General features: G+C 50.0%; 25 protein-coding genes and 1 pseudogene. 13 read left to right on the top strand and 13 right to left on the bottom strand.

The window, feature by feature from the left end:
• Positions 1-2 precede the first annotated feature (2 nt).
• Positions 3-353, top strand: a complete 351-nt coding sequence (locus E7Z62_03260; GenBank protein MBE6522130.1) for a zinc ribbon domain-containing protein — start codon at positions 3-5, stop codon at positions 351-353.
• Positions 353-889 (top strand): YkgJ family cysteine cluster protein, encoded by a 537-nt coding sequence (locus E7Z62_03255; protein MBE6522129.1) that lies wholly within the window; start codon positions 353-355, stop codon positions 887-889. Before E7Z62_03260 ends, E7Z62_03255 begins: the two co-directional genes overlap by 1 nt.
• On the opposite strand, the gene E7Z62_03250 is transcribed toward E7Z62_03255, so the two are convergent.
• Genes E7Z62_03250 through E7Z62_03220 form a run of 7 tightly spaced genes read right to left on the bottom strand, consistent with a single transcriptional unit; the run spans position 883 to position 9,020 of the window.
• Positions 883-2,562 carry an acetyl-CoA synthetase gene (locus tag E7Z62_03250; GenBank protein ID MBE6522128.1) on the bottom strand — a complete coding sequence of 560 codons (1,680 nt, stop codon included), beginning with the start codon at positions 2,560-2,562 and terminating at the stop codon, positions 883-885. The genes E7Z62_03255 and E7Z62_03250 overlap by 7 nt on opposite strands.
• Positions 2,559-3,128 (bottom strand): helix-turn-helix domain-containing protein, encoded by a 570-nt coding sequence (locus E7Z62_03245; protein ID MBE6522127.1) that lies wholly within the window; start codon positions 3,126-3,128, stop codon positions 2,559-2,561. The genes E7Z62_03250 and E7Z62_03245 overlap by 4 nt, the downstream gene beginning before the upstream one ends.
• Positions 3,129-4,568 carry an MBL fold metallo-hydrolase gene (locus E7Z62_03240; protein ID MBE6522126.1) on the bottom strand — a complete coding sequence of 480 codons (1,440 nt, stop codon included), beginning with the start codon at positions 4,566-4,568 and terminating at the stop codon, positions 3,129-3,131.
• Positions 4,565-6,205 (bottom strand): acetyl-CoA synthetase, encoded by a 1,641-nt coding sequence (locus E7Z62_03235; GenBank protein MBE6522125.1) that lies wholly within the window; start codon positions 6,203-6,205, stop codon positions 4,565-4,567. The genes E7Z62_03240 and E7Z62_03235 overlap by 4 nt, the downstream gene beginning before the upstream one ends.
• A complete protein-coding gene (locus E7Z62_03230; protein ID MBE6522124.1) occupies positions 6,202-6,777 on the bottom strand; it encodes a cupin domain-containing protein in 576 nt (191 codons plus the stop codon). The genes E7Z62_03235 and E7Z62_03230 overlap by 4 nt, the downstream gene beginning before the upstream one ends.
• Positions 6,778-6,791: 14 nt before the next feature.
• Complete coding sequence (locus tag E7Z62_03225; protein MBE6522123.1) at positions 6,792-8,456, bottom strand: AMP-binding protein; 1,665 nt, start codon at positions 8,454-8,456, stop codon at positions 6,792-6,794.
• Positions 8,457-8,465: 9 nt separating this feature from the next.
• A complete protein-coding gene (locus tag E7Z62_03220; GenBank protein ID MBE6522122.1) occupies positions 8,466-9,020 on the bottom strand; it encodes a helix-turn-helix transcriptional regulator in 555 nt (184 codons plus the stop codon).
• Between the two features lie 91 nt (positions 9,021-9,111).
• On the opposite strand from E7Z62_03220, the pseudogene E7Z62_03215 reads away from it, so the two are divergent.
• The 5 genes and pseudogenes from E7Z62_03215 (at position 9,112) to E7Z62_03195 (ending at position 12,345) form a co-directional block, all read left to right on the top strand.
• Positions 9,112-9,786: pseudogene (locus E7Z62_03215) on the top strand (ParA family protein).
• Between the two features lies 1 nt (position 9,787).
• Positions 9,788-9,997, top strand: a complete 210-nt coding sequence (locus E7Z62_03210; GenBank protein ID MBE6522121.1) for a 4Fe-4S dicluster domain-containing protein — start codon at positions 9,788-9,790, stop codon at positions 9,995-9,997.
• A 1-nt stretch (position 9,998) separates the two neighbouring features.
• Complete coding sequence (gene vorB / locus E7Z62_03205) at positions 9,999-11,060, top strand: 3-methyl-2-oxobutanoate dehydrogenase subunit VorB (protein ID MBE6522120.1); 1,062 nt, start codon at positions 9,999-10,001, stop codon at positions 11,058-11,060.
• On the top strand, positions 11,060-11,815 hold the full coding sequence (locus E7Z62_03200) for a 2-oxoglutarate oxidoreductase (GenBank protein MBE6522119.1): 756 nt from the start codon (positions 11,060-11,062) through the stop codon (positions 11,813-11,815). Before vorB ends, E7Z62_03200 begins: the two co-directional genes overlap by 1 nt.
• Positions 11,812-12,345, top strand: a complete 534-nt coding sequence (locus tag E7Z62_03195; protein ID MBE6522118.1) for a 2-oxoacid:ferredoxin oxidoreductase subunit gamma — start codon at positions 11,812-11,814, stop codon at positions 12,343-12,345. The genes E7Z62_03200 and E7Z62_03195 overlap by 4 nt, the downstream gene beginning before the upstream one ends.
• 48 nt (positions 12,346-12,393) lie before the next feature.
• On the opposite strand, the gene E7Z62_03190 is transcribed toward E7Z62_03195, so the two are convergent.
• The 5 genes from E7Z62_03190 to E7Z62_03170 form a co-directional block, all read right to left on the bottom strand.
• Positions 12,394-13,173, bottom strand: coding sequence for an alpha/beta hydrolase (locus tag E7Z62_03190; GenBank protein ID MBE6522117.1), 780 nt, complete (start codon positions 13,171-13,173; stop codon positions 12,394-12,396).
• Between the two features lie 138 nt (positions 13,174-13,311).
• Positions 13,312-13,635 (bottom strand): hypothetical protein, encoded by a 324-nt coding sequence (locus tag E7Z62_03185; protein ID MBE6522116.1) that lies wholly within the window; start codon positions 13,633-13,635, stop codon positions 13,312-13,314.
• Positions 13,632-14,021, bottom strand: a complete 390-nt coding sequence (locus E7Z62_03180; GenBank protein ID MBE6522115.1) for a hypothetical protein — start codon at positions 14,019-14,021, stop codon at positions 13,632-13,634. The genes E7Z62_03185 and E7Z62_03180 overlap by 4 nt, the downstream gene beginning before the upstream one ends.
• A gap of 156 nt (positions 14,022-14,177) precedes the next feature.
• Positions 14,178-14,360 (bottom strand): transcriptional regulator, encoded by a 183-nt coding sequence (locus tag E7Z62_03175; protein ID MBE6522114.1) that lies wholly within the window; start codon positions 14,358-14,360, stop codon positions 14,178-14,180.
• A 75-nt stretch (positions 14,361-14,435) separates the two neighbouring features.
• Positions 14,436-16,349 carry a peptidase gene (locus E7Z62_03170; protein ID MBE6522113.1) on the bottom strand — a complete coding sequence of 638 codons (1,914 nt, stop codon included), beginning with the start codon at positions 16,347-16,349 and terminating at the stop codon, positions 14,436-14,438.
• 82 nt (positions 16,350-16,431) lie between these two features.
• On the opposite strand from E7Z62_03170, the gene E7Z62_03165 reads away from it, so the two are divergent.
• From E7Z62_03165 to E7Z62_03150, 4 genes are read left to right on the top strand one after another with little or no spacing between them, the layout of a single operon-like run.
• Positions 16,432-16,935 (top strand): hypothetical protein, encoded by a 504-nt coding sequence (locus E7Z62_03165; GenBank protein ID MBE6522112.1) that lies wholly within the window; start codon positions 16,432-16,434, stop codon positions 16,933-16,935.
• Positions 16,848-18,641, top strand: coding sequence for a type IV secretion system protein VirB11 (locus tag E7Z62_03160; protein MBE6522111.1), 1,794 nt, complete (start codon positions 16,848-16,850; stop codon positions 18,639-18,641). The genes E7Z62_03165 and E7Z62_03160 overlap by 88 nt, the downstream gene beginning before the upstream one ends.
• On the top strand, positions 18,641-20,026 hold the full coding sequence (locus E7Z62_03155; protein ID MBE6522110.1) for a hypothetical protein: 1,386 nt from the start codon (positions 18,641-18,643) through the stop codon (positions 20,024-20,026). Before E7Z62_03160 ends, E7Z62_03155 begins: the two co-directional genes overlap by 1 nt.
• 33 nt (positions 20,027-20,059) lie before the next feature.
• Positions 20,060-20,569 carry a DUF2085 domain-containing protein gene (locus E7Z62_03150; GenBank protein MBE6522109.1) on the top strand — a complete coding sequence of 170 codons (510 nt, stop codon included), beginning with the start codon at positions 20,060-20,062 and terminating at the stop codon, positions 20,567-20,569.
• A gap of 12 nt (positions 20,570-20,581) precedes the next feature.
• Here the strand turns inward: E7Z62_03150 and E7Z62_03145 are convergent, their stop codons facing one another.
• Complete coding sequence (locus tag E7Z62_03145) at positions 20,582-22,813, bottom strand: adenosylcobalamin-dependent ribonucleoside-diphosphate reductase (GenBank protein ID MBE6522108.1); 2,232 nt, start codon at positions 22,811-22,813, stop codon at positions 20,582-20,584.
• A gap of 357 nt (positions 22,814-23,170) precedes the next feature.
• Between E7Z62_03145 and E7Z62_03140 the strand changes: the two genes are divergently transcribed.
• On the top strand, positions 23,171-24,013 hold the full coding sequence (locus E7Z62_03140; GenBank protein MBE6522107.1) for a Fic family protein: 843 nt from the start codon (positions 23,171-23,173) through the stop codon (positions 24,011-24,013).
• A gap of 44 nt (positions 24,014-24,057) precedes the next feature.
• The gene (locus E7Z62_03135) at positions 24,058-25,263 is read left to right on the top strand and encodes an aminotransferase class I/II-fold pyridoxal phosphate-dependent enzyme (protein ID MBE6522106.1); all 1,206 of its coding nucleotides are present in this window, start codon (positions 24,058-24,060) and stop codon (positions 25,261-25,263) included.
• Positions 25,264-25,267 lie beyond the last annotated feature (4 nt).

Below are 25,267 nucleotides of genomic sequence, written 5' to 3'. Positions count from 1 at the left end.
CCATGAAATGCTCAAAGTGCGGTTTCGATAACCCCGAAGACGCTCTGTTCTGCGAGAAATGCGACTGGAAACTCGGAGAGACCTACATCCCTGAGGTAAAGATCAACCGTTCGGTCTTCTCCTATGTCGCACTCATCGTCGGAATCATTGCTATAATTCCTGCTCTAATGAAGACAGCGGTGATCGCTTCGGTGATCCTCGGAGGAGTCGGGTTGGTCCTCGGCGGATACTCCTTTAACATCCCTAGGCTCACAGGCGCGTCCAACAAGAACATTCTGATGGCATTCAGCGGAATTGGTTTGATCCTCAGCGTCACTGCCTTCATCTACGGAATATACCTCTTGGTGAACTGATGGCCGTCTATCGCGGGAAGTACATACTCGAAGGGCTGGACGAGATAACTCCGGATATGGAGCACAATCTCGACATCGCCTATGACATCTGCATGTCTTACAGAGATAACTTCCCGTGCGAGATGTGCGGCAGATGCTGTCATCAGCCAAACATAATCATTCGCCCAGAGGAGATCGACAGGGTTGCCTCCGCGGCGAATCTTACCCCTTTTATGTTCAAACGCAATTATGTGGTGGAGATGCCCGACGGCAGATTCCTTATCAATAAACAGAATGACGGCCCCTGTCCTTTCCTTGGAGAGGATAAGAGGTGCACCATATGGAAGAACCGCCCTCAGATCTGCGACGATTTCCCATATGCGGTATCGATGTTTATGAGCAGAGTATATCTGGCCCTCACGAACCCTGATGCAGACATCATGAAATTGACATCGTACATGGACATGAAATGGCCATGTACGAAAGTCATCAGGCGTTCTATCAAGAAGAAAATAGACGAAAGAAGGGAGGATGTCATCCTCCCTGATTCTCACTGACCGTTCTTAGCAGCCAGTTCCTTGTCCTTGTTGCGGATGTCAACGCGCTTGATCTTACCGCTGATGGATTTGGGGAGCTCCTTCACGAACTCGACTGCCCTTGGATACTTGTAAGGTGCAGTCTCGTGTTTAACATAGTTCTGCAGCTCCTTCTTGAGTTCCTCAGTACCCTCATATCCATCCCTAAGGACGATTGTGGCCTTGACTATCTGACCCCTTACAGGATCGGGGACTCCGGTGATTGCGCATTCGAGACAGCAGGGATGCTTCAACAAGACAGACTCTATCTCGAAGGGACTTATCCTGTAACCGGATGACTTAATAACATCATCGTTGCGTCCCACATACCAGAAGTATCCGTCCTCGTCCTTCCAGGCAAGGTCTCCCGTATGATGGAATCCACCGAACAACGTGGCCCTGGTCTTCTGCCTGTCATGGAGGTATCCGACGAATATCCCTGCAGGGTGCGGATCGATACCGACCACGATCTGACCAACGACACTGGGAGGACATGGTTTGCCATTCTCATCCACGATATCGACCTTGTACTGGGGCGAGGGCTTTCCCATGGAACCTGGTTTGGGAACCATTCCTCTGAGATTTCCGACAAGAACCGTGGTCTCCGACTGTCCGAATCCCTCCATGAGCTTCAGACCTGTCGCCGCGTACCACTTCTCGAAGGTATCCGAGTTAAGAGCCTCACCTGCAATGTTCGTATGGGTGAGTGAGGAGAGGTCATGACCCTCCAGACCTGCGTTGCAATACATCCTGAACATGGTGGGAGGACAACAGAAAGTAGTGATCCTGTACTTCTCGATAAGGTTCAGCACTGCAACGGGGTCGAACTTGTTGTGCTCATAGACGAACAGTCCAGCCTCCATGATCCACTGACCGTAGAGCTTTCCCCATGCGTTCTTGGCCCATCCGGTCTCTGCAACGGTCCAATGAAGACCGTCAGGCACCACACAATGCCAATGTTTGGCGGTAAGGATATGTCCTATGGGGTACGAATGGTCATGGACCGCCATCTTAGGGTTACCTGATGTTCCGGATGTGAAATAGATGAGCATCATATCCCTTACATGTGTGGGGACGCGCTTCCATTCCTCAGACGCAGCCTCCACACCTGCATCGAAGTCATCCCATCCGGGAGGACAGGGGCCGTTGTACTGGGAGTTGGTCATGCACTTGAATTTGAGCGTGGGGATGTTCTCCGCTATATCGAACTCCTGCCAGACAGGGGCATCGGATGTCACTATGGCGGCCTTGATCGATGCCGAGTTGATACGGTACTCGATGTCATGCTTCTTAAGCATGAAAGTAGCAGGGATCAGAACTGCTCCCATCTTGTGGAGCGCTATGGAGACATACCAGAACTGGTAGTTATGCTTCAGGACCACTAGGACCATGTCTCCCTTCCTGACGCCATGTTGCGTCAGATAGTTGGCAGTCTTATCGGACATCCTTTTGATGTCCGCGAAGGTGAAAACCTTCTCATGACCTCTATCGTCGCACCAGACAAGCGCTCTCCTGGTAGGATCGTTGATTGCGATATCATCCACGATATCGTATGCGAAGTTGAAATCGTCGGGATAGTGGACGCTGTAGGTCTTCAGCAGACCGTTCTCATCGTAGGTCTCATCGACATAGCGCAGATTGATATCCCTTGTCATGCGCGTCCCCCCTTCATCGAGATAATGAGGAATTCGCAACCGTCCTTGCTGGTGGTGATCTCCCCATGGGGTTTGGATGCGTCGTAGTAGACCGAATCTCCGGCGATCAGATTCTCCTCGTGACCATCATACGCGAACCTTAGGCTTCCGGAAATGACATAGATCATCTCCTGACCCTCATAAGTCGATGTAGGGATCTCCGAATCCTGCTCGGATTCGATATACGGTGCCCTGACGTAGTAGGGTTCTGCAATCTTGTCCTTGAAGTATGCTGCCAGATGATAGTACTCATGTCCTTCGCGCCTGTTGATGGGCAAACCCATTCCATCCTGGACAACTATGTAATCAGTTAGGCGTGGGTTCTCTCCGGTGATGAGTTCCACCATATCGATCTGGAATTTGTCTGCACATCTGCTCAGGAATGTGAAGGTGAAGTCCTGCTGCCCGGTCTCGCATTTGATATACTCCTCTTCAGAGACGCCGGTTGCCTCAGCCATCTCTGCAGTTGACAATCCGCAGAGGTCACGCATTGCATGTATACGTTCAGATATTGCCGTGTTGTACATTCATTCACCTCCCAGTTTCTTTATGTTACCTTGGCCGCCACATACGATCATTCCATCCCTTCCGATGGAATCCATGATCTTGCCCAGCTTGTCGCGGGTAAGCTCCTTGAGATCCTCTTCGGAATCTTTGGGAAGGTAGGGTGCGATCTGGTTGTATTCCGCCCTCTCGTATGTGACATCCTTCAGGTTCGAGTAGAGGTCGCCTGTGAACAGCAGTTTGGGGTTTCTGCAGATGATTACGGTCTGACCCTTGGTGTGGACTCCTGGGCCTTCATAAACCTCAAGCTCGATATCTCCGAATTTTATCTTGTCCAGAAGGACGAACTCATCATGCGATTCGGGAGCGTTTCCTATTATGCGGATGATCTCCTTGTCAGGCGCTACATAGTCCGTGATTATCCTGCACAGACGTCCATAGCAGTAGTTGTAGGCATCTTGGTCACCAGTCGGCCTGGCCATATCAAACAGACCGTCAGCTGTACGCTTGTCAACGACGATCGTAGCATTATCCACAACGGAAAGCAATCCGCAGTGGTCGGCATCAGCATGGGTGACCAGCATCGTCTTGTTCATGCTGAAGAAAGCTGGATAGGTCTCCCTAAGCTCGGTGATCATCTCATCTGAGAATATTCCCATACCAGAATCGACGAACAGAAGGTCGTCCCCGTTCCTGAGTACGTACGTGTTGCTTCCGCACGGAGGTTCGATGACGGTGAGACTGGTCTCCTCGGTGAGCTGATGCGTGGTAATCCTGGGATTGAAGTTGAGATCCCTGTGATATGCGATGAAATCGGAGAGCTGACGTATCTTGTCAAAGACCACTGCAGGATCCTGACCCCTTTCCAGCAACAGCTCCGTTACCCCTCTGCACTCTTTGACGAATTCTTTGACCTTGTCGTCATCCAGGCTGAACAGTTTCTGGATCTTGCTGGCCAGACGGATATATCCTACCGTTATGTCAAGGGCATCGTAATTCCCGTTGTATGAGACCACATTCAAGAGATATATCTCGGAGACCTCGTCCAGGATCTTCTTGGATACCTCGGGGTCGCTGACCTCCATACCAATCTTGAAGTTCTGAAATCCTCTGTTCTCCTCTCTGGAGTTGAGGTAGGATATGTTGACATCGTATCTGTCGATGATCTCCAATACCGGAAAGAGCATTCCCGGAGTGTTGGGGATCTTGATGTCCATCACGAGGACGACAGGGACCTTGACCTCAGCATCAACATAGGCGATCTCACTGAGACCGTTCTCTATGGCTTCGAGAGCCTCTTTGGTTGCCTCGACCTCGATGAACAGATTGAGGGCTCCGCTCTTGTAACTCACACGGGTGATGTTTCCGCCGTGGTCCATGATCACCTTGCACGCACGCATGAAGGCACCGGGTTTGTCCGGAGTCCTTGTTGTAAAGGTGCGCTTCAGCAGTTCCTCTGTCATTGTTTATCCTTCTTCCTAATCTCAGCGCGCTGGATTTTACCATTCACTGTTTTCGGAAGCTCCTTGACGAAGTCCATTGCTCTAGGATATTTATATGGGGCGGTCTCGTGCTTGACGAAATTCTGCAATTCCTTCATCAGTTCATCTGATGGTTCGTAACCTTCGCGGAGAACCACCGTGGCCTTGACCAACTGTCCTCTAACCGGATCAGGGACTCCGGTGACTGCGCATTCCAAGACGGCAGGATGGGTGACCAGCACCGATTCGATCTCGAAGGGACTGATCTTGTATCCGGATGATTTAATGACATCATCATTACGTCCTACATACCATAGGTACCCGTCCTCATCCCTCCATGCGACATCACCGGTATGGAACCAACCGTCATGCATAGCCTGGTTGGTCTTCTCCTCATTGCGGTAATAGCACATCATAAGTCCTGGAGGCTTGGGGTCACAACGGATGACAATCTCACCAGTCTGTCCATTGGGGCACTCATTACCGTCCGGGTCAACAATCCTGACCTCATACTGGGGAGAGGGCTTTCCCATCGAGCTGGGCTTTGGCTCCATCCCCACGATGTTGCATATCGTACAGGTTGTCTCGGTCTGACCGAATCCTTCCATCAGCTTGATACCTGTTGCCTTCTGCCAGCTGTAGAACACATCCGGGTTCAGAGCCTCTCCTGCGATACAGCAGTACTTCAGGGAAGACAGGTCATGGCCTTCAAGACCCGCGTTGATGAACATCCTGAACATGGTAGGAGGACAGCACAGGGTTGTTATCCTGTATTTCTCGATGATGTTCATGATCTCATGGGGGTCGAACTTATCGTAATCATATACGAAAACGGCAGCTTCCATATGCCACTGGCCATAGAGTTTACCCCAGACGGCCTTTCCCCAACCGGTATCTGCGATGGTCAGGTGCACACCTTCGGGATCCACGTTCTGCCAGTATTTGGCAGTGGATAGATGGCCGAGGCTGTACAGGTGGTCATGCAGCACCATCTTGGGGTATCCTGAGGTGCCTGATGAGAAGTACATGAGCATGGGCTCGTGCACTTCAGTCTCTATCCTGTCCAGCTTATCTGAGGCTTTCTCGATCCCCTCATCCAATTGGAGCCATCCGTCCCTTGACGAGTTGGCCACGATTTTGATCTGAAGGGTTGGGATATCCTCTGCAGAATCGACTGCATCGCATACTCCGTTCATATCGGTACAGATGGCAGCTTTTATGGAAGCGGACCTGACCCTGTACTCCACATCACCCTTAGTGAGCATGAATGTCGCAGGTACGATCACTGCGCCTATCTTATGCAGTGCGACGATGACATACCAGAACTGATAGTGACGTTTCAGTATGACCATCACCATGTCGCCCTTCTTGATTCCGAGAGAAAGCAGATAGTTGGCCGTCTTGTCGGACATCCTCTTCATATCACCGAATGTAAACCTCCTTTCCTCACCCTTGGGGTTGGTCCAGATCATGGCCAGACGATCGGGCTCGTTCTCGGCGATCTCGTCGACCACATCGTATCCGAAGTTATAGTTGTCAGGATAGTGGTAGCTTACGTGCTTCAGGATTCCGTCCTCGCCGTACTCCTCATCGACGTATCTGAGATTGATATTCCTCATTGCTCTCCACCTTTCATCACAGATGCTATGAATTTGCATCCATCTTTCGATGTTGCATACATTCCGTGGGGCTTTCCGCTGTCATAATACACTGAATCCCCAGGCTCCAGATCGTAGAAGTGACCGTCGTGTACGAACCTCATCGTACCTTCGAGTACGTAGTCGAACTCGTTACCCTCGTGCGTAGACTTGTGGACATTATCGTCGTTATCGCCTTCGATGTAGGGTGCGAACACCACGAATGTTTCGGAGAGTCTTTTGGTCAAGGTGTATCCGAGATGCTGGTATTCGAAGCCTAGGCGCCTCTTGATAGGAAGTCCCTGGCCATTCTTGACAAAGGTGCAGGATGACAGATGGGGTTTCTCTCCGGTCAGCAATTCGACCATATCGATACCGCATCTCTCCGCGATCTTGTAAAGGAAAGTAAAAGAGAAATCCATCTCACCGGATTCATAGACCTTGTATTCTTCGGGAGTCTTCCCTACGATGGCAGCCATCTCCTCTACCGAGATGTCGCACATCTCACGCATTGCTTTCACACGCTCCGCTACTTCAGCTATTATTGGTTCCATTCCCAACACCCTCCTTATGCATCTGGCCACATCTCATGGGCCATTTTCCTCAATTCGTATTTCAAAATCTTTCCGGCCGCATTCATGGGGAAATCGTCCACGAATGCGATGTACTTAGGCGTCTTGTACCAAGCGATCTTATTACGACAGAAGTCCAAAACATCCTGTTCCGTCATATCGTCGTATCCCTGATGCTTGACTATGAATGCTCCAGGCTGCTCACCGTATTTCTTACTGGGCACTCCGACCACCTGGACATCTTTGACTCCGGGACACTTGTACAGGAAGTCCTCGACTTCCTTAGGGTAGATATTCTCTCCTCCACGGATGATCATATCCTTGATCCTTCCTGTCACATAGAAGTAACCGTCAGAATCTCTGTATCCAAGGTCTCCTGAGTGGAGATATCCGTTCTTATCGATGACTTTTGCTGTCTCCTCGGGCATCTTGTAGTACCCTTTCATGACATTGTATCCCTTACAGCAGAATTCACCTACCACGCCGTCGGGACAGGGCTCATAAGTTTCGGGATCAAGGATGACAGTGTCCACTCCCTGCAACTTCTTTCCTACCGATGAGCATTTCTTCTCCAAGGAAGGTTCGTCATATGTCGTCTGCGTCATACCGGGCGACGCCTCTGTAAGTCCGTAGACGATGGTGATCTCCTTCATGTTCATCTTTTCGACCACTTCTTTCATTGCCGATATAGGACATGGAGAACCCGCCATTATTCCGGTCCTGAGGGAAGAGAAATCGAATTTACTGAACAGCTTGTGGTTCAGGATGTTGATGAACATCGTGGGCACACCGTATACGGATGTACATTTCTCCTCCTCGATGGTCGTCATTACCTTGATAGGGTCAAAGACCTCACAGAAGCACATAGTAACGCAATGGTTGATACATGCCATCACACCTAGTACACAGCCGAAACAATGGAACAGGGGTACATTTATGCAGAGACGATCGGTGGGGCCATAGTTCATATTAGCTCCGAGCCAGTATCCGTCGTTTGCGATGTTGAAATGAGTGAGCATGACTCCTTTGGGGAATCCGGTCGTACCTGATGTGTACTGCATCATGGTGACATCATGCACATCGACCGAATCCTTCCTTTTGCGGTAATCTTCCTCACTTACGGTAACGGCAAGGGACTTGACCTCGCTCATCGAGTACATTCCGCGGTGCTTTACCGGACCAAGGAATATTACCTTCTTCAGATACGGGTATGTCCTGCTATGGAAGTTCTCCCTGGGCTGAGTTTTCAATTCCGGAATGAGATCATATACTGTCTGGACGTAGTCTGTGTCCCTAACTCCGTCGATGAGGAACAGGACGTCCATGTCGGACTGCTTGAGGACGTAATCCAGTTCATCCTTCTGATAGTTCGTATTGATTGTAAGCAGGATGGCCCCGATCTTTGCCGTAGCGAACATGAGTGTGATCCAATCGGGAACGTTGGTTGCCCATACAGCTACCTTCATTCCTTTCTCGACACCCATTGCCATGAGTCCTTTGGCGACACGGTCGACCTCTATGCCCCACTGAGTCCATGACAAACGGAGTTCCCTGTCGACATAGACGATTGCGTCATTGTCAGGATGCTCCCTTATGCATTTGTCCAGAAGGTCCCCTAACCTTTCATCGCTGGTGATGTTCTTCCTTGGTACGCATACCATGATATCACCTCAGAGGGGAGTGTACAGGACCGCGTATATCTCCGCAGGTCCGTCTATCGCACCCACATAATGGGGCACGACTGAGTTGTAATAAGCGCTGTCCCCGGGCTCGAGGATCTTCTTCTCCTTTCCATAGATGAAAAGGATCTTTCCAGAGACCACTACGATGAACTCTTCGCCCTCGTGCGTGCTGAGCTCTGGCGTATCCTCGATTCCGACACGGATGAACATAGGCTCCATATGCCTGTCCGTCTTACCCTTACCAAGAGGGAAGTACTGGTAGTCACCCTTGTCACCGTGAGATGATGCCTCTGGCTGCCTCTCCGAATATCTGACAACGATTGGGTCTGGATTGAACTGATCGTCCGTAAAAGTTCCGACCCTCTGACCGAGCGAACGGGAAAGCCTGATTAGGGATCCGATCGGTGGGTATGCGATACCTTCCTCGTACTCCTTAATGGACTGCAAGCTAATACCAGAGTTAATGGACAACTCTTCCTGAGTGAGTCCCAATTGTTCTCTGTACTTGCAGATTCTCTTTCCTACTTTGTTCATGTCGGCCATATTTTTGCCTCATTCCACCGTATAAAGCGTATATAATAAATATTTCGCACCTACGCACTAATTATAAAGAGAATACGAATATGCCAGAAGCATGAGATGTCTAGAAAGGAGAGTCACGGTTGTATGCGGCCACTATGGAACCGGGAAGACCAATCTCTCCATCAATCTGGCCAGAGATGCTGCAGCATAGGGGAAGAAAGTCACCCTTATCGACATGGATGTGGTCAACCCTTACTTCAGATCGTCCGACTACGCGGATATTCTGACAGACGCGGGAGTACGTGTGCTTGGCCCTAATTTTGCCAACTCAAATCTGGACACCCCGTCCCTCCCGGCGGCCATAGGGGATGCGATCACTGATGATGAGTGTGTGATCATAGACGTGGGAGGAGATAATGCAGGGGCTACAGCCCTCGGCGTGTACAGCAGACAGCTTTCAAAGACCGACCCCGACGTGATGTACGTGGTGAACAAATACAGATCCCAGACCACTACGCCGGATGAAGCGTTCGAGATCCTCCGCGAAATAGAGAATGCCGCACACATCAAGGCCACCTGCATCGCCAATAATTCACATCTCAAACAGCTCACGACAGAAGAAACGGTGACATATTCCATACCGTTCGCAAAGAGCGTTTCCGAACTAACGGGACTGCCCATCAGATTCCACACGTCACCTGTCGGAGTTGTCCCATTAAATAAAATACCATTATTATACCAAGTGAGCGTCTTCGTAAGGACGCCCTGGGAAAAGGCAGGTAATTGAATTGCCAAAGGTAATCGTTGACAATGACAGATGTAAGGGTTGCGAGATGTGTGTCATCGCATGCCCAAAGGAGATTCTAGCTCTGGACCACGCAGTGACGAACAGCAAGGGATATCATCCCGCACATGTGACTGATGTGTCCAAATGTATCGGATGCGGATCGTGCACCGTGATGTGCCCTGACTGCGCCATCAGAGTGGAGGTCGAGTGAGATGGCAGACAAGGTCCTGATGAAAGGAAACGAGGCCATCGCAGAAGCGGCAATTGCAGCAGGATGCAGGCACTTCTTCGGTTACCCCATCACACCTCAGACCGAGGTAGCTGCATACATGTCAAAGAGGATGCCCAAGATCGGCGGAGTCTATCTTCAGGCTGAATCAGAGGTCGCATCCATCAACATGGTCCTGGGAGCAGGAGCTGCTGGAGTCAGGGTAATGACTTCCACATCATCTCCAGGAATCAGCCTGATGTCCGAGGGGATATCATACATAGCAGGATCCGACGTTCCCTGTCTTATTGTCAACGTTGAGAGAGGAGGACCCGGTCTCGGAGGTATTCAGCCCTCGCAGTCCGATTATTTCCAAGCGACAAAGGCTACCGGTCACGGTGACTTCCACATGCTCGTATTCGCCCCCTCCACAGTCCAGGAGACGGTCGATCTCATCTCAGACGCCTTCGATCTCGGAGACAAATACAGGATGCCTACCATGATCCTGTCCGACGGATTGCTCGGACAGATGATGGAACCCGTAGTACTGCCCGAACCCAAGGACCCTACAGACAACAAGGATTGGGCAGTCAAGGGACACCAGGGACAGAGGGCACACAATGTTGTAAACTCTCTGTACATCGACCCCAAGGAACTAGAGGAACTGAACTTCAAGAGATTCGAAAAATACAAGACCATCAAGGAGACCGAGCAGAGGGCGGAAGAGTATCTGGCGGATGATGCGGACGTCATCATCGTAGCGTTCGGAGCCTCATCCAGGATAGCTCATTCAGCAGTTGATATGGCAAGGAAACAGGGCATCAAGGCAGGACTCATCAGGCCTATCACGCTCTGGCCGTTCCCCGAGAAGTTCATCAAGAAGCATGTGGACCACGCAAAGGCGTTCCTCTCTGTTGAGATGAACATGGGACAGATGGTGGAGGATGTCAGGATGACTGTCGAGCATAAGAAGCCTGTCTACTTCTTCGGACGCACAGGCGGAATGGTGCCCACACCCAAAGAGGTACTTGAACAGATCGTCAAGATCAATGGAGGTAGATGCTGATGTCAAAGGTTATGGGAGAGAGGCCCAAAGCGTTGCTTGATGTGCCTCTGCACTACTGCCCGGGATGTACTCACGGAATCGTCCACAGGCTTGTCGCTGAGGTAATCGATGAACTCGGTATTGAGGGAAAGACAGTCGGAGTCGCTTCGGTCGGATGCTCGGTATTCACTTACAACTACTTCGGATGCGACATGGTCCAGGCACCTCACGGACGTGCACCTGCAGTCGCTACCGGTGTCAAGAGGGCCAGACCCGAGAATGTTGTATTCACCTATCAGGGGGACGGAGATCTCGCTGCCATAGGTATGGGAGAGACGGTCCATGCCGCGGCCAGGGGAGAGAACATCGTTGCCATATTCATCAACAATGCGATCTACGGTATGACCGGAGGTCAGATGGCACCCACAACCCTGCCTGGACAGGTCACTCAGACCACCCCGTATGGAAGGGACACCAGCGTCGCAGGAAACCCCATAAGGGTCTGTGAGCTGCTCTCATCGGTAAAGGGAGTCGCACTTGCCCAGCGTGTCACCGTTGACAGCGTCAAGAACGTCAAGGCTGCCAAGAAAGCGATCAAGAAGGCCTTCGAATATCAGATGGCCGGAAAGGGTTACTGCATCATAGAGGTCGTTTCGACATGCCCCACAAACTGGGGAATGTCCCCCGCTGATGCACTCCAGTGGCTCAGGGACAATATGCTCCCATACTATCCGCTCGGAGTCTACAAGGACGTCGGAGAGGAGGGAGAGCAATGACCGACATGAACATCCTTCTCGCTGGTTTCGGAGGACAGGGTATCCTGTTCACAGGTAAGGTCATCGCATACGCTGGACTGATGGAAGGAAAGGAAGTCTCATGGCTTCCCTCATACGGTCCCGAGATGCGCGGAGGTACCGCCAACTGCAGTGTCTGTCTTTCGGACGCGAAGATCGGTTCACCTCTGGTCACCAATCCCGATGTACTCGTCGCAATGAACCTTCCCTCCCTGGAGAAATTCGAAAATGATGTCGTTCCCGGCGGAATCATCATCGTCGACAGTTCGATCATTAAGAAACAGGTACATCGCGAAGATGTCAAGACCATCTACATCCCCGCTTCAGAGATTGCTGAGAACGCCGGGATCAAAGGTGCGGCCAACATGGTCATCCTTGGAAAACTGTTCAAGGAAACCTCATTCTGTACACCCAATAATCTCGACAAGGGACTCCAGAAGACCATACCCGCCAAGAAGATGGATCTCCTGGACAAGAACAGGCTCTGCATCAAACTGGGAACAGAAAACTGATTATCATAAGGCGGTCGGGAATCCGACCGCCATTTAATTGTTTTAGAATCACATCTTGTTGTCTGAGAGATGCTTCCTCAGCGCATCGGCATAGAGCTCTGGTGCAATGGTATGACCTTCTCCGGGCAACTCTATGTATCTGCAGTTCGGAATCGAATTGCCTATTGCCCTTCCTTTGATGGGCTCCACCATGATGTCCATACCGCCGTGGATGACGAGGGAGGGGACTTTGATATCCTTGGTCTTCTCAGTCGTATCGAACTTGTCCATGGAGATCATCTGTTTGAAGACCTCCTCCGGTTTCTCAGGGTGCTTAGGCACGGGCATTATGATGCCTTTCTTCTCCAACGTCTCGAAGGTGCTCTCTGGGAAACAGAATGCGTTGAGAACCATGTTGACCTCGTCCATGGAGCATCTACCTTCCTTTGCAGCCTTTGCAATTAGGTACATGAAATATGCAGACCTGTGAGGTCTGAACTGATAGGATGATACCAATGTCAATGACTGGAGCCTGTCACCGTATCTGATCGCAAGTGATTGGGCAATCTGAGAACCCATGGACCAGCCGACGATGTGCGCCTTGTAGATGTGGAGATAATCCATCAGATGTATCACATCATCCGCCATAATGTCGATTTGGACATCGCCTTTGTATTCTGTCTGTCCTACCCCTCTGTTGTCGAGTGTGATAACTCTGTATCCCTTCAGGAGCGGGATCATTCCCTTCCAGAAACGGTGGTTCGCACCGATTCCTGCGATGAGAATTACGGGCTCTCCCGTGCCCTCTTCCTCGTAATACATTTTCACATCCTGAAGTTCAGCGAACATAATCAGTCAATTCTCGCATCAGATAAAAAGCATTCAGAGGATACCTAAATCGATGTAGATGCTGCCTCCTGTCGATACAGGTATCGTCCTCGAATACTGAGCAGTGAAAAACTTGTGTTCTGAACCTATGATGCCAGTCTACCCTTCATACATCAAGACTAGACGATACCTACCTGAACCGAATGTTGAATCCAATAAGGCTTCCAGATACCCCTCGACATCGGTATCTGTGGTCAAGGACAGCGCCATCAGGTCCGGCAGGTAGACCAAGGAATCATCCCCTATATCCGTCAGATCGGAAAGCCTAACCTCGGTATCCCCGACATAAGATAGGAACACATCGGGACCTACATCCATGAATTCGTTGGTGTGATTCAATGAAACCGTTACTGATATGGCCATCATTATCACGACCATGAAGATCATGGCATCCGCGAAAGCGGTCATTCCCTTCATATTCATACGGATGCTCTCACCTCCAGTATCATGGGGACCACCCTACCGTTGGAAAGATCAGTCATCAGGACGTACCTCTTCTCAAACACTGCTTCGGTGAGATCCCCGAAGGCTGATACCTCCGTATCAGTATACCACGGGACCGTCAGTGATACTTCCAACCCTTTCAGATCCTTTTTCATCATGAACATGTAGGCATACGAATTTGACACCGCCGGACCTTCCTGCGAATCTACAACCATCGCCTCTGGATCCAATTCCTCCAAGGGAGAATAAGCAGTAACTACAGTTGAAGATACGAATACAAGATACAGTCCGATCACGATCATAACAGCCATCATGGAAACCATAGATTCCATGAAGCCCATTTCCCCATGCCCATCCTTTATCATGAGCAGGGTCTCGTTTTCTGCAGAATATAATACCGCAGTACTGCGGTCAACAATCGGAAATATAGATCTGAAGAATGGTTGATTCCGTTATCGGCTGCAGTTAATGAATGGGCTTAAGGTAAGAGAAGGGGTTTGTGCCTTTTCGGCACAGCAGGATCATTTCTTGGCAGGTTCCCACTTACAGCGGACGGGGGATACAATCGTTCCGTCCTTCTTCATCTCTGCGAACGCCTTGTCTACGACTTTGCGGTCAAGGCCGGTGAGTTCTGCGACCTTTCCTGCATTCAAAGGCTCTCCTGCTTTCTTCATTGCTTCCAGAATCTGCTGTTTCTCATCCATTCTGATATCACCGTGGCATGAATATTCTTCAGATAATTTATTCTTTACAGGGAGGCGCCTGCCATCATTGTTTGATCATACCTTGCGGGCATAGAGTCCGCGTGTGGTCATCCCGCCGCACATCTCCTTGAGCTTTGCCTTCAACTTGTCTGAAGGATTCCTGCAGACCTCTCCGACGGTCTTGACTATGGCTGATGGCCTCTTCCTTACATCGATACCTATTGACGAAACCCCGGAACGTGCAAGCTCCGGAACCAGATCCAGAAGATCAAGGTCGACCGAATTAAGCAGATGTGAGAATCCTCTGTTATCTTTATACATGGGAAATGCCGCGCCAGTCTCATCCGTCAGTGTTCCCGTCTGTGCTCCGGGATCCCTGGTATACATAAGCTCGGTCCTTCCGAAGGCCATGACCTCTGTCCTGCCCGGATAATATGACATAAGGTTGGAAACCTCGTTCCTCGAGAGCTCAACGGACAGCGTGGTCTGATATAGGTTCAAGGGGAAGGACGAATTGAACATGTTCAGCAGATTGCTTCCGTATATCCTGGGTGCCCCCTTGCATGCCCTGTACTGACCTGGATTGTTGACCATCACTGGACGGTCTTTGAATTTGAATTCATCAAGTGAATCGAATCTCGGCAGAAGTGCGACCAATTCCTTATCCCCGGAGACCTCTGAGGCCTCTTCGAGTTTTTCCATGTTGTCAAAATAGATCCTGTCCGCATAAGGCAGTGCGGCCTCCAACCCCTTTATCGTGTTGACATAGAAAGAGAATTCAGGGACTGGATTCCTATTAGGCTGCTTTTCCAGTTTCAGATGGACAGGAACACGGTCGGTCTGGCCTCTGAATTTCGGAGTGTTCCCGATCTCGTTCTTTATCACATCGATGCGGGGATCGTATGTACGGTAGATCTGATATTTCCCGTCTGGGATCTTGAATGGGATGTGGATGGGGTCTAGATCCATAACTTTGAATCCGCCTATCTTCTCATCACCTTTGAAGATAGAAAGACCGTCCTTCAGCCCAACGGGTTCCTCAATTTCGGAAACGATTGCCCTGTCCCTGATCTTCACATCTGCAATGTAGAATCCCCTGTTGTCCGGATACAGCGACTGAACGGGAGAGACCACCCCGCCCAGATATCCGGAGCAGGTACCTCTGTTGAATACGGTTCTCAGAAGCTCCAAGGTCTCATCCAGCTCCTCTCCGCTCTCTCCCTTAATGGCCATCGAATATGCTTTGGATGCGAGGAAAGTGTACGGGGGCGATCTCATACGGCCCTCTATCTTCAGAGATGTTACGCCCATATCGGAGAGGTCCTTCAGGTAATCCATACCGTATATGTCCGCACAGCTCATGAAATAGCCCTGTTCTCCGTCACGCTCATAGCGTTTCCTGCAAGGCTGAGCGCATGAACCTCTGTTGCCACTGCGACCGCCGATGAAACTCGACAACAGACATCCTCCAGACATGCAGTAACATAGAGCTCCTTGGATGAACACCTCGGTCTCTATAGGGGATTGGGGAATGATCTGCTTCAGTTCGTCCATGGTGATTTCTCTGGCCAAAACAACCCTGTCCAATCCGTTCTCTGCACACCATTCAATTCCCTCAAGAGAATGGATCTGCATCTGTGTCGAGGCATGCTTGGCGATATCGATATTAGTGAGGTGTTTCAGAAGACCGAGATCCTGGATGATGATCGCATCAGCATCGATATCCTTCAGGAATCTGACGAACGATACTGCTTCCTCCATCTCTGAATTCTTAATCAGAGTGTTGACGGTTACGTGTACTTTGACACCGTGATCGTGTGCATACGCTATCGCACCTTCAAGTTCCCCGTCCGAGAAGTTTCCGGCAAAGGCACGGGCACCAAAACTCTTTCCGGCCAAATACACGGCGTCGCATCCACCCTTGATGGCTGCCACCAGACTGTCAGGCGATCCTGCGGGCGATAGTATCTCCATATTCGAACAATCGATGTATGGGATAAAGACTTTGGCCCGTTTCCGATTGTTGACCGCAGTATATCGGATTATAATATCTGTAAACAGAAACACATCCATGGACCTAGATTTCAAACAAATCCTGAAAGGATCGATGAAGGATAAAAATGCAGTAGAACACCGTTTCGAAGGAGATGCACTGGTAATCGGTTGCTTGGATTGCGATTACGCCCCTGAGCCTGCAAGCAAAGAATGTCTGAAGTGTATAGTGGACAGGATGTCAAAAACCGGAGGGGCGAAGAGGATTGTACTCAGGACTGGAAAGGATATTGAGATCTCGGGGCTATCGGGCCAGATCATCAGGAGCATCTCCTCGATGAAAAGATGCAGCAGTTCGGTAGTCAGGAACAAAGGGAGATGTAAGAGATGCCCATCGTCTAGAGACAAGGCGATGGAAGCCCTTTGGAATGATTTCCCATATCCCAACTATTCTGCGGCCAGAGGGTGCCTTGAAGAGAGCGGCCCTTATGATGTATGCGAAAGATGCATCGCATCAACTCAAAGGACGATAATGCAGATAGAATCGGATCTAGAGGAAATCAGGAAAGGGAGGTATCGATGATGGCGGAGAGGATCTCCTCGTTCAAGATATCTGAGACCAAACCGATCCCTATACCGATTCCCGAGGCAGATAAAGAATGCCGCGACCTGCCTGAGTTGTTCTCCAGAATGATCAAGAACGACATCAGGACGAAACCATCCTATACCGACTTCTGGCTGATGAACGCGTCGGATGACCTCAAGGTCCTGGCAGAATACCAGACCCAATATTGCTGTATTACGGTGGGCGATGCTCCGGACGGAGAGATGGAATATGACATCCAACCTTTGGAATTCTCCTATTCTGATGGATTGAACTCAATCGTCCTAGGGATCATGGAAAGATTCCGTTCCGAATACCGCCAGAACGGGGGCAGGTTGGACAGGGACTCGGTGATTGGTATCGCCAGAGGATTGGTATTGGACGAGATTCAGTCGATAGAGGAGATGTGTCCCGATACAGACATCGGCATGCTCGTGGATGACCTATGCAACATCATCTACAGATACACGGTCGGTGCAGGCGTTTTCGAGATACTGCTCACAGACCCTCGCATTGAAGATGTTTTTCTGGATGCTCCGTGCGACTCGAACAGGGTTTACGTCACTCTTAACGGAATAGAAGGGGTCAATTCGCACATAAGATGCAGGACTAACATAATGGTTGAGAACAGAGAGGTGGACAATCTCATAAACATCCTGAAGAGGGAAAGCGGACTAAGGTTCTCACAATCAAACCCAGTCTTAGAGACTGATTTCCCCGATTTCGAAGCCAGGGCAACCGTCGTCGGATTTCCGATGAGCCCGAACGGAAATGCTGTAGCGATAAGGAAACACTCGATCAGGCCTTGGACGCTGAGCAGGCTCGTATATAACGGGACAATCGATCCCAGATCGGCAGGCATCCTTTCATTCCTTGTTGAGAACCGCTGCACATTCCTCATCTGCGGGCCCAGAGGTGCTGGAAAGAGTTCGTTGCTCTCCGCATTGATGTTCGAATTCCCGAAAGAACAGAGGATACTGACGATCGAGGACACGATGGAACTCCCAGGAGATTCGATGAGGAGACTGGGTTACAAGATCCAAAGCATATTAGTGGATGATAGACTCGGCGGAGACCAGCAATCAAGGTCCGATGAAGCACTAAGAGTATCACTCAGAATGGGGGAGTCCGCAATAGTGCTGGGAGAGGTTCGTGGTGAAGAAGCAAGGACACTTTACCAAAGCATGAGGGCAGGACGTGCCGGCAGCTCGATTATGGGTACCATTCACGGAGATTCTGCAGAATCGGTGTACAAAAGGGTGGTCGGCGACATGGGTGTATCTCCGGACGCTTTCATGGCCACAGACATAGTCATAACGTTGGGAACAGTAAAGGATAGAAGAACTGGGCGTCTGATAAGAAGAGTGAATGAGATGAAATCCACAGGCTCAGAACCCGGAGAATTCATGGATATCGTCGATACTGAGAGCCTTCTAAAATCTGTAGTTCTAAAACGTGCGATGAGGACCTCTCAGCTCGGCAGAAAGGACATCTCCAAGGATATCAAGGTCAGAGCCCTTATGAGGTCGATACTGGCTGAAGCAGGAAGGATCGACGAGAGGTATCTGGGGCCGGAATGGATACTTATCGCCAACGACATATTATCAAAGAGCACCCCGGAACAGACAGCAGAGTCAGTTGCAGAACAATTGCGCAATCGCCTAGAAATAAAGGGGGCTGCCTGATGGATTACAGAAAGCTTGTCAACGAATCGCCAGCAGTGATAGGGATGATCACTTCCACTCTGCAATCGGGCGGTTCTGTGGATACTGCAATCAGATCGATAGCTGAGTCGGGACCAAAACTATCCAGAATCATATTCGCGCAGGCTGTGAGAACGACAGATACAAAAGGAAATCCTTCACTGAAAGGTGCCCTGACAGAAATACTGTCCGATTTACCCAAGGATTCATCAGGATACTGCCGCGCGGTCATGATGATCCTGTCGGCATCTGAATCCTCCGACAGCGAGACCAGAGAACGCATGCTGAGAGACTCTGCAGACATATCGCTGGATTCGGTAAGAGAAATGGGTGAATCGTATGGGGCATCTCTGACGGTCCCCTGCATGACTGTGTTCGGTATCGGGATAATGGTCCCGATGATTCTTATGAGCATCCTACCGATGCTGAATGTGGGAGGGATGTTCGGTTCAAAGTCTTTGGATCAGGGAACGATAGTGATGGTCACACTGGCCATTGTCCCTTCCTTCATCATGATGGTCGCATTATACCTTCGCAATAAGAATCCATTTCTCAATGGGGATATATTGCTGACCGACATGAGATACGGGGCACCGTTAATCGCGTCTATCCCACTGGCAATAATATATCTGGCTGTAGGAACTGACGATGATTGGATGCTCCTTTTCTCACTCGCACCGTCATGTATCGCTACACTGATATTGATGTCAGATACCATGTACAAGGAGACCAAGAGGAGGAAATGCGAGATGTCACTGATGGATTCCGTCTTTGACATTGGTAACAGGATGCTATCGGGTTACAATTTTGAAAGAGCAGGCGTGGATTCGATGCACTCCAGAAATCTGCTATCTGATATCTCAGATGCGTTGTCGAGAGAATTTGCATTATGCAGAGGGGACATCCGTTCTGCGATTTGTTCCGTGGTCGGCCCTGTTTCGTCAGAGGTGTCCTTATCTCTCCAGAACATACAAATGTGCTCAGAGAAGAGCAACGATGATGCAGGTAAACTTGCAGTTACGCTGGGAAAACAATTCCAGAACAGGACCTCGACCCAAAGGGATCTGGACATGAAATTGAAATCTACGACCGATATGATGATCGGAACTGCAATGTTCTTCGCACCGATGGTCCTGGGAATGAGCGTTTCGATGCTCGAACCGCTGTCGGGAATCTCTGGTTTCGTCTCCCCTCAAGGTACAACCGCCATCCTGGGGACCTACCTGATAGAACTATGCATACTCATTTCCCTGCTCGTATCCAGCCTTGGGAATGGAGAAGGACTTACCAAGATGATATGGAGATTTTGCTTGATGTGTCCCGTGTCCCTTTTGGTATTCACGGTATGCTGCTCGATATCCTTGTGACAATAATATAAAGAGGCCCTTCCATGTTCATACGTGATCCACGATACCATAGCAAAGTGTCTGTTGGCCTTCTTCGGCATTTCGTTGGTGCTCATATCTCTGACACCTTTGCTATATCCTTACGGGACTTTCGTGGACCTCGACGGCCGTGCTGGGATACTCGATCACGATTGGGGAGGCTACGGTGCCGGAGGGGTAGTCTATGCCATTGGGGACATGCTTTGTCACCAAGAGGCTTCCAGATCATTCTTCCTTAACGGTTCGCAATTGGCCTTCTGCATCAGAGACGTGGGACTTCTGATAGGATTGATTATCGGTCTGGTCATGACGATCCGCGAAGGGATGAAATCCAGAGAGAACAAGAGGCTGTTCATCGGCATAGTGCTTCTGGTACCAACGGCTATAGAATATGCCTGCGAGCACGCATTCGATATGGATCTGCCGGGATTACGTTTCATTCTCGGAATCGTATCCGGCTTCGGTGCTGCGATGATTCTCAGCTATGCTTTGTATAAGAATGCGGGGCACGAGGCCCCACTTTAAAGTTTGATGCGATCACTCGCACTTGGTCCATCCACAGGATTTGCAGACGTTGCATCCGCCCTGGAATTCCAACTCGGCACCGCATTTGGGGCAGGGGTTGATGATCTCCCTCTTGGGTTCCTCGGACTCCTCGGTCTTTACACCCTTGATCTGGGCCTGCATCTCCTTGTACATATCGGTAAGTGCCCATCCGACGGCCATCGGACAGCATGAACCGGTACTGGTGTCCCTCTTGGTATGTGTCCTGACGACATATGAAGGACAGGATCCGGTGGATTTGAGCTGATCGACTATGGCATCGATTCCGCAACCGGACCTTGCCGCAAGAGATATCATCCTGGACAGACCGACCATGAAGTTGTTACATCCGCCTGTCGATCCCTTGTTGAGGTATGCCTCCACAAGCTCTCCGGTCACAGGGTTGAAGAATGCTGTACAGTGCAGAGAACCGCATCCTGTCATCAGCTTCCTCTTCTTTCCGATAACATTATCGTCCACGACGTCCACGAAGCCTCTCTTCTCTTCCTCCTTGGGTGCTTCCTCGGCCTTCTTGCTCTCCTTCGTGGAGAGGATACCGAGACGCTTGCATCCGTCACGGAAGACTGTGATTCCCTTACATCCGGACTCCCAAGCGTACATGTAGATGTTGTAGACGTCCTTCTCGGGGAACTGCTCCGGCAGATTGACTGTCGACGAGATCGATGCATCGATGTGCTTCTGCCATGTTGCCTGCATATCGATCCTCTTTACATAATCAAGGCTCTGTGCCGTGATGAACCTCTCGGGGAGATCCTTCTCATCCTTGATGTCAAGGTGCTTGTCCATGTATGCCTGGACGATAGGTGTGTAGACCTTGTAGTATTTGTCCTGGTCACCGTTGAGCGAGGTGGTCCTCCTCTCGTAGGAGAGCGCGAATATAGGTTCGATTCCGCCGGAGATTCCAAGCATTGTGGAAAGCGTTCCTGTGGGAGCTATGGTCAGCAGCTGGGAGTTCCTAAGTCCGTACTGCTTTACAAGCTCCGTCGTCTCCTCTGATGCATTCAGCTTAAAGTAGGGGGATGCGATGATCTGCTCAGGAACACATTTCTCGAACATTCCGTATTCTTTGGCGAGCAAAGCGGATTCGTTCATTGCAGTGTCTGCCATGAGCTTTCCGAGCTTATCACAGAATGCTATGGATTCAGGAGAACCGAAGGTATATCCGAGTTCGATGAGCATATCTGCGAGTCCCATGATTCCCAGACCGATCTGTCTCCACATCCTTACGGAGTCCCTCTGTTCCTGGAGAGGGTGGAGCGGGAGACCTTCATCGAGGACATCGTTGAGACCGCGTATACAGATCCTAACTGCCTCGACGAACTCATCGTTTAGGAACTTACCATCCCTAACGAATTTGGCCAGATTCATACTTCCGAGCAAACAGCTTCCACCTGCGGGAAGAGGTTCCTCGGCACAGGGGTTGGTACCAGCGTAGGAGTAATCGGGGAATTCGCTCAGAAGGTTCCAACTGGAAATCCTGTCCCAATAGAGGCATCCAGGCTCCCCATAATCCCAGTTCGTGTAACACAGTTTCTCAAAGAACTCCCCGGCATTGAGCTCTTTTCTGATCTGCTCTCCGCTTTCTGGGCGATCGAACTTCTGTGTGAACATGGTACGCTGTTTGACGCAGCCCATAAACTCGTCGGTGACACGGATGGACATGTTTGCCTTTGTGACCCTCTCGAGATCGGTCTTAACCGACATGAACTCTTCCAGGTCAGGATGGTCACATGAAATAGTGAGCATCAGCGCTCCGCGGCGTCCATGCTGACCTATCAGCCCTGTCACCATTGAATAAAGATCGGTGAATGATACTGCTCCAGATGTCTGAGAAGCGGTATTGTTGATCTTGGCTCCGCGGGGTGCCAATTTGGATATATCGATTCCTACTCCGCCTCCGTAGCTAAACGTACGTGCGAGCTTTCCCGCTGCTTCAAATATGGATTCGATGGAATCTTCTGGGGGCGTCAGGACATAACAGTTTGAAAGAGTGATCTTCCTCCCTGTCTTTTCCAGACCTCTGTTTGCGAGGATCCTTCCTCCGAACAGGAACTTCTTCTCCTCCATCAAATTCCTTATGTCTTTATTTCCGGCACTAACACGGTCCAACCATTCATCGAAGGTTTCGTTATTGTAACAGTACTTCTTCGTCCAAATGTCGATCCCTAACTGGTTGTCAGCGCCTAGCCAATCTTTGATATCCATATTTTTCCCCCAACCGAGGCAATTGCAAATGCATTCCTCTTGACTTTTTCTGACAAGTCTCGTGAGTACATAATACTTGCAATGCGAATATTGGATGTATACTCCAACATGTACTAAAAAGGATTGATTAGGAGCGAATTTTGTTTAGCTGGCAGGTTAAATAGTAAGATATGTCCTTCAAATGATAATTTTTGTCCGTTTTTGATCACATTTCAACCAACTAAGCGGCATAATACGATGTCGATTCTCTATATTTTACAATTATTTACTAAATTTTAATGATTAATAGTATGATAATTTTTTTTACATACTTAAAAATAAGTTTTTATAGTAAGAATACATTCTACAATTGATATCATGCTGATGAATGAATCTCTTGACAAGGAAGATTTCGACATAATGAAGGAAATCTGGACAGTGAGTGCCTTGGATGGGATCAGGGGCTCGTTCTACAGCAAGGAACTCATTGCGGCTGAGAAAGAAATCAGGGTCACCAATGCCCTGCTTCACGATACGGAAAGCATTCCGGTCGGAGAGGCACGCATACGTTCCTTATTAGACGGGGATGCCCCGATGACCCATAATGAGCACTTGATCTCAGGTTACGACAGGGCAATGAACATGGTCATGAAGGACTACTCTCGTTTGGATTTCAACGAAAAGAGCCTCTTAACCTTACACCGCGTAATGTTCGCTGAACTCCTCTGCGAGAAGGGTAAATTCCGCAGCGGATGCGAGAATGCGATGGAATTCCTCTTCGAGGACTACAACTCAAAGACGACGGAGGCATTGGCATACATACCCCGTACATTGGAGAACTTCTCACAGATAGCACCGTTCCAGGATGGGAACAAGAGGATGCGGTCTCTGCTTACCAATCTGCTCCTCTTGAGGAACGGCTATACTGCACAGTTCTATGTCGGGCTGGATGAGACTATGCCTTTGCTTCCGTCATTGATGCGCAGCTACAAGGAGCTGGACAGAAGGTATCCCATAGTGGAGAACCGCAAGGTAAAGAAGAGGGATAGGATCCTCCATATCATAGAGACATCTTCCGAACCGGTGAAGAAGAAGGATATCTGCGCATGCATCCCTGACGTTAGCATCAGAACGGCCGATGTTGTACTGTCAGATCTTATCGAACAGAACAAGATCGAAAAGCTAGGCTCCTACAAGGATGCTAGATATATCCTGGTCTGATTCAACTATAAATAGGACCTATAATCTGAACTGGGTTCGATAATATGAAGACAATCAGAGCTTCCAGAAGATCGTTGGGAATGAACTACGCAATACGCGAGGTCATCGTCCCGGCAGCAGAGGCCGAAAAGGCCGGCAAGAAGCTCTACAGGCTCAACATCGGAGACCCCAACAAATGGGACTTCGAAACACCAGAGTACTTCAAACAGACCCTTAGGGAAGCCGTGGACCGTGTGGACAATGGTTACGGAGACTCCCAAGGAGAGATGGACCTTAGACAGGCTATTGTCCAGAGAGAGAAGGAAAAGAACGGAATCACCATCAGCACCGATGACGTCTACGTGACCGCAGGAGTCAGCGAATGCATCGAAGTCATGATGGGAACGTTCCTCGAGCCGGGAGACGAGGTGCTCGTTCCCGGTCCAGGATATCCTTCCTACATGCAGTACATCCACTTCTTCGAAGGAAGGACGGTACCCTACAGACAGATCGAAGAGGAAGATTGGAAACCCGATATGGATATGATCCGTAAGAGGATAACCAACAGGACCAAGGCGATGGTCCTGATCAACCCCAACAACCCGACAGGAGCGGTCTACGATCCCAAGGACATACGTGAGTTCGGGGATATCGCAGCGGAATATGACATTCCGCTGATATCGGATGAGATCTACGATAAGATCGTGTTCGACGGCGAGTTCCACTCCGCTTCCAGACTCAAGTCGGATGTTCCCAGGATAATCCTGAACGGATTCTCTAAAGTCAACCTCATGCCTGGATGGAGGATGGGTTACTGCTATTTCATGGATGAATCCGGACTGATGGATGAGATCCGTACCGGAATGATGAAACAGTTCAGAGCGAGGATCTGCCCCAACGTCCCCTGCCAGGCTGCCGCCCAAGCATCGCTGCAGGGCCCTCAGGACTACATCGTTGACATGAACAAGAAACTCAAAGAGAGGGCGGAATACAGCTACAAGAGGCTCAACGAGATACCTCTCATATCGACAAGGAAACCGAAAGGGGCACTCTATATGTTCCCCCACATCGATCTCAAGGGAACACCGTGGAAGACAGACAAGGACTTCGTATTCGACCTGATCAGGGAGGAGGGCGTCGTGTTCGTGCACGGTTCAGGATTCTGCGAGGAGTTCGGACAGGATCACTTCAGATCCATCCTCCTGGCGCCGCAGCCTGTCCTCGAAGAGGCGTTCGACAAGATGGAGAAATTCATCAACAGACACATCTGAGGTC

The organism is Thermoplasmata archaeon (genome assembly GCA_015063285.1).
Classification (GTDB): domain Archaea; phylum Thermoplasmatota; class Thermoplasmata; order Methanomassiliicoccales; family Methanomethylophilaceae; genus Methanoprimaticola.
Note: the sequence above shows the minus strand (reverse complement) of the source record. Positions and strands in the feature narration are given on the sequence as shown.

What these genes read in the sequence shown, in the direction of transcription:
- E7Z62_03260 (MBE6522130.1), top strand. Translation starts at nt 3, where the DNA reads ATGAAATGCTCAAAGTGCGGTTTCGATAACCCCGAAGACGCTCTGTTC.
- E7Z62_03255 (MBE6522129.1), top strand. Translation starts at nt 353, where the DNA reads ATGGCCGTCTATCGCGGGAAGTACATACTCGAAGGGCTGGACGAGATA.
- E7Z62_03250 (MBE6522128.1), bottom strand. Translation starts at nt 2,562, where the DNA reads ATGACAAGGGATATCAATCTGCGCTATGTCGATGAGACCTACGATGAG.
- E7Z62_03245 (MBE6522127.1), bottom strand. Translation starts at nt 3,128, where the DNA reads ATGTACAACACGGCAATATCTGAACGTATACATGCAATGCGTGACCTC.
- E7Z62_03240 (MBE6522126.1), bottom strand. Translation starts at nt 4,568, where the DNA reads ATGACAGAGGAACTGCTGAAGCGCACCTTTACAACAAGGACTCCGGAC.
- E7Z62_03235 (MBE6522125.1), bottom strand. Translation starts at nt 6,205, where the DNA reads ATGAGGAATATCAATCTCAGATACGTCGATGAGGAGTACGGCGAGGAC.
- E7Z62_03230 (MBE6522124.1), bottom strand. Translation starts at nt 6,777, where the DNA reads ATGGAACCAATAATAGCTGAAGTAGCGGAGCGTGTGAAAGCAATGCGT.
- E7Z62_03225 (MBE6522123.1), bottom strand. Translation starts at nt 8,456, where the DNA reads ATGGTATGCGTACCAAGGAAGAACATCACCAGCGATGAAAGGTTAGGG.
- E7Z62_03220 (MBE6522122.1), bottom strand. Translation starts at nt 9,020, where the DNA reads ATGGCCGACATGAACAAAGTAGGAAAGAGAATCTGCAAGTACAGAGAA.
- vorB (MBE6522120.1), top strand. Translation starts at nt 9,999, where the DNA reads ATGGCAGACAAGGTCCTGATGAAAGGAAACGAGGCCATCGCAGAAGCG.
- E7Z62_03200 (MBE6522119.1), top strand. Translation starts at nt 11,060, where the DNA reads ATGTCAAAGGTTATGGGAGAGAGGCCCAAAGCGTTGCTTGATGTGCCT.
- E7Z62_03195 (MBE6522118.1), top strand. Translation starts at nt 11,812, where the DNA reads ATGACCGACATGAACATCCTTCTCGCTGGTTTCGGAGGACAGGGTATC.
- E7Z62_03190 (MBE6522117.1), bottom strand. Translation starts at nt 13,173, where the DNA reads ATGTTCGCTGAACTTCAGGATGTGAAAATGTATTACGAGGAAGAGGGC.
- E7Z62_03185 (MBE6522116.1), bottom strand. Translation starts at nt 13,635, where the DNA reads ATGAATATGAAGGGAATGACCGCTTTCGCGGATGCCATGATCTTCATG.
- E7Z62_03180 (MBE6522115.1), bottom strand. Translation starts at nt 14,021, where the DNA reads ATGATAAAGGATGGGCATGGGGAAATGGGCTTCATGGAATCTATGGTT.
- E7Z62_03175 (MBE6522114.1), bottom strand. Translation starts at nt 14,360, where the DNA reads ATGGATGAGAAACAGCAGATTCTGGAAGCAATGAAGAAAGCAGGAGAG.
- E7Z62_03165 (MBE6522112.1), top strand. Translation starts at nt 16,432, where the DNA reads ATGGACCTAGATTTCAAACAAATCCTGAAAGGATCGATGAAGGATAAA.
- E7Z62_03160 (MBE6522111.1), top strand. Translation starts at nt 16,848, where the DNA reads ATGCGAAAGATGCATCGCATCAACTCAAAGGACGATAATGCAGATAGA.
- E7Z62_03155 (MBE6522110.1), top strand. Translation starts at nt 18,641, where the DNA reads ATGGATTACAGAAAGCTTGTCAACGAATCGCCAGCAGTGATAGGGATG.
- E7Z62_03145 (MBE6522108.1), bottom strand. Translation starts at nt 22,813, where the DNA reads ATGGATATCAAAGATTGGCTAGGCGCTGACAACCAGTTAGGGATCGAC.
- E7Z62_03140 (MBE6522107.1), top strand. Translation starts at nt 23,171, where the DNA reads ATGCTGATGAATGAATCTCTTGACAAGGAAGATTTCGACATAATGAAG.
- E7Z62_03135 (MBE6522106.1), top strand. Translation starts at nt 24,058, where the DNA reads ATGAAGACAATCAGAGCTTCCAGAAGATCGTTGGGAATGAACTACGCA.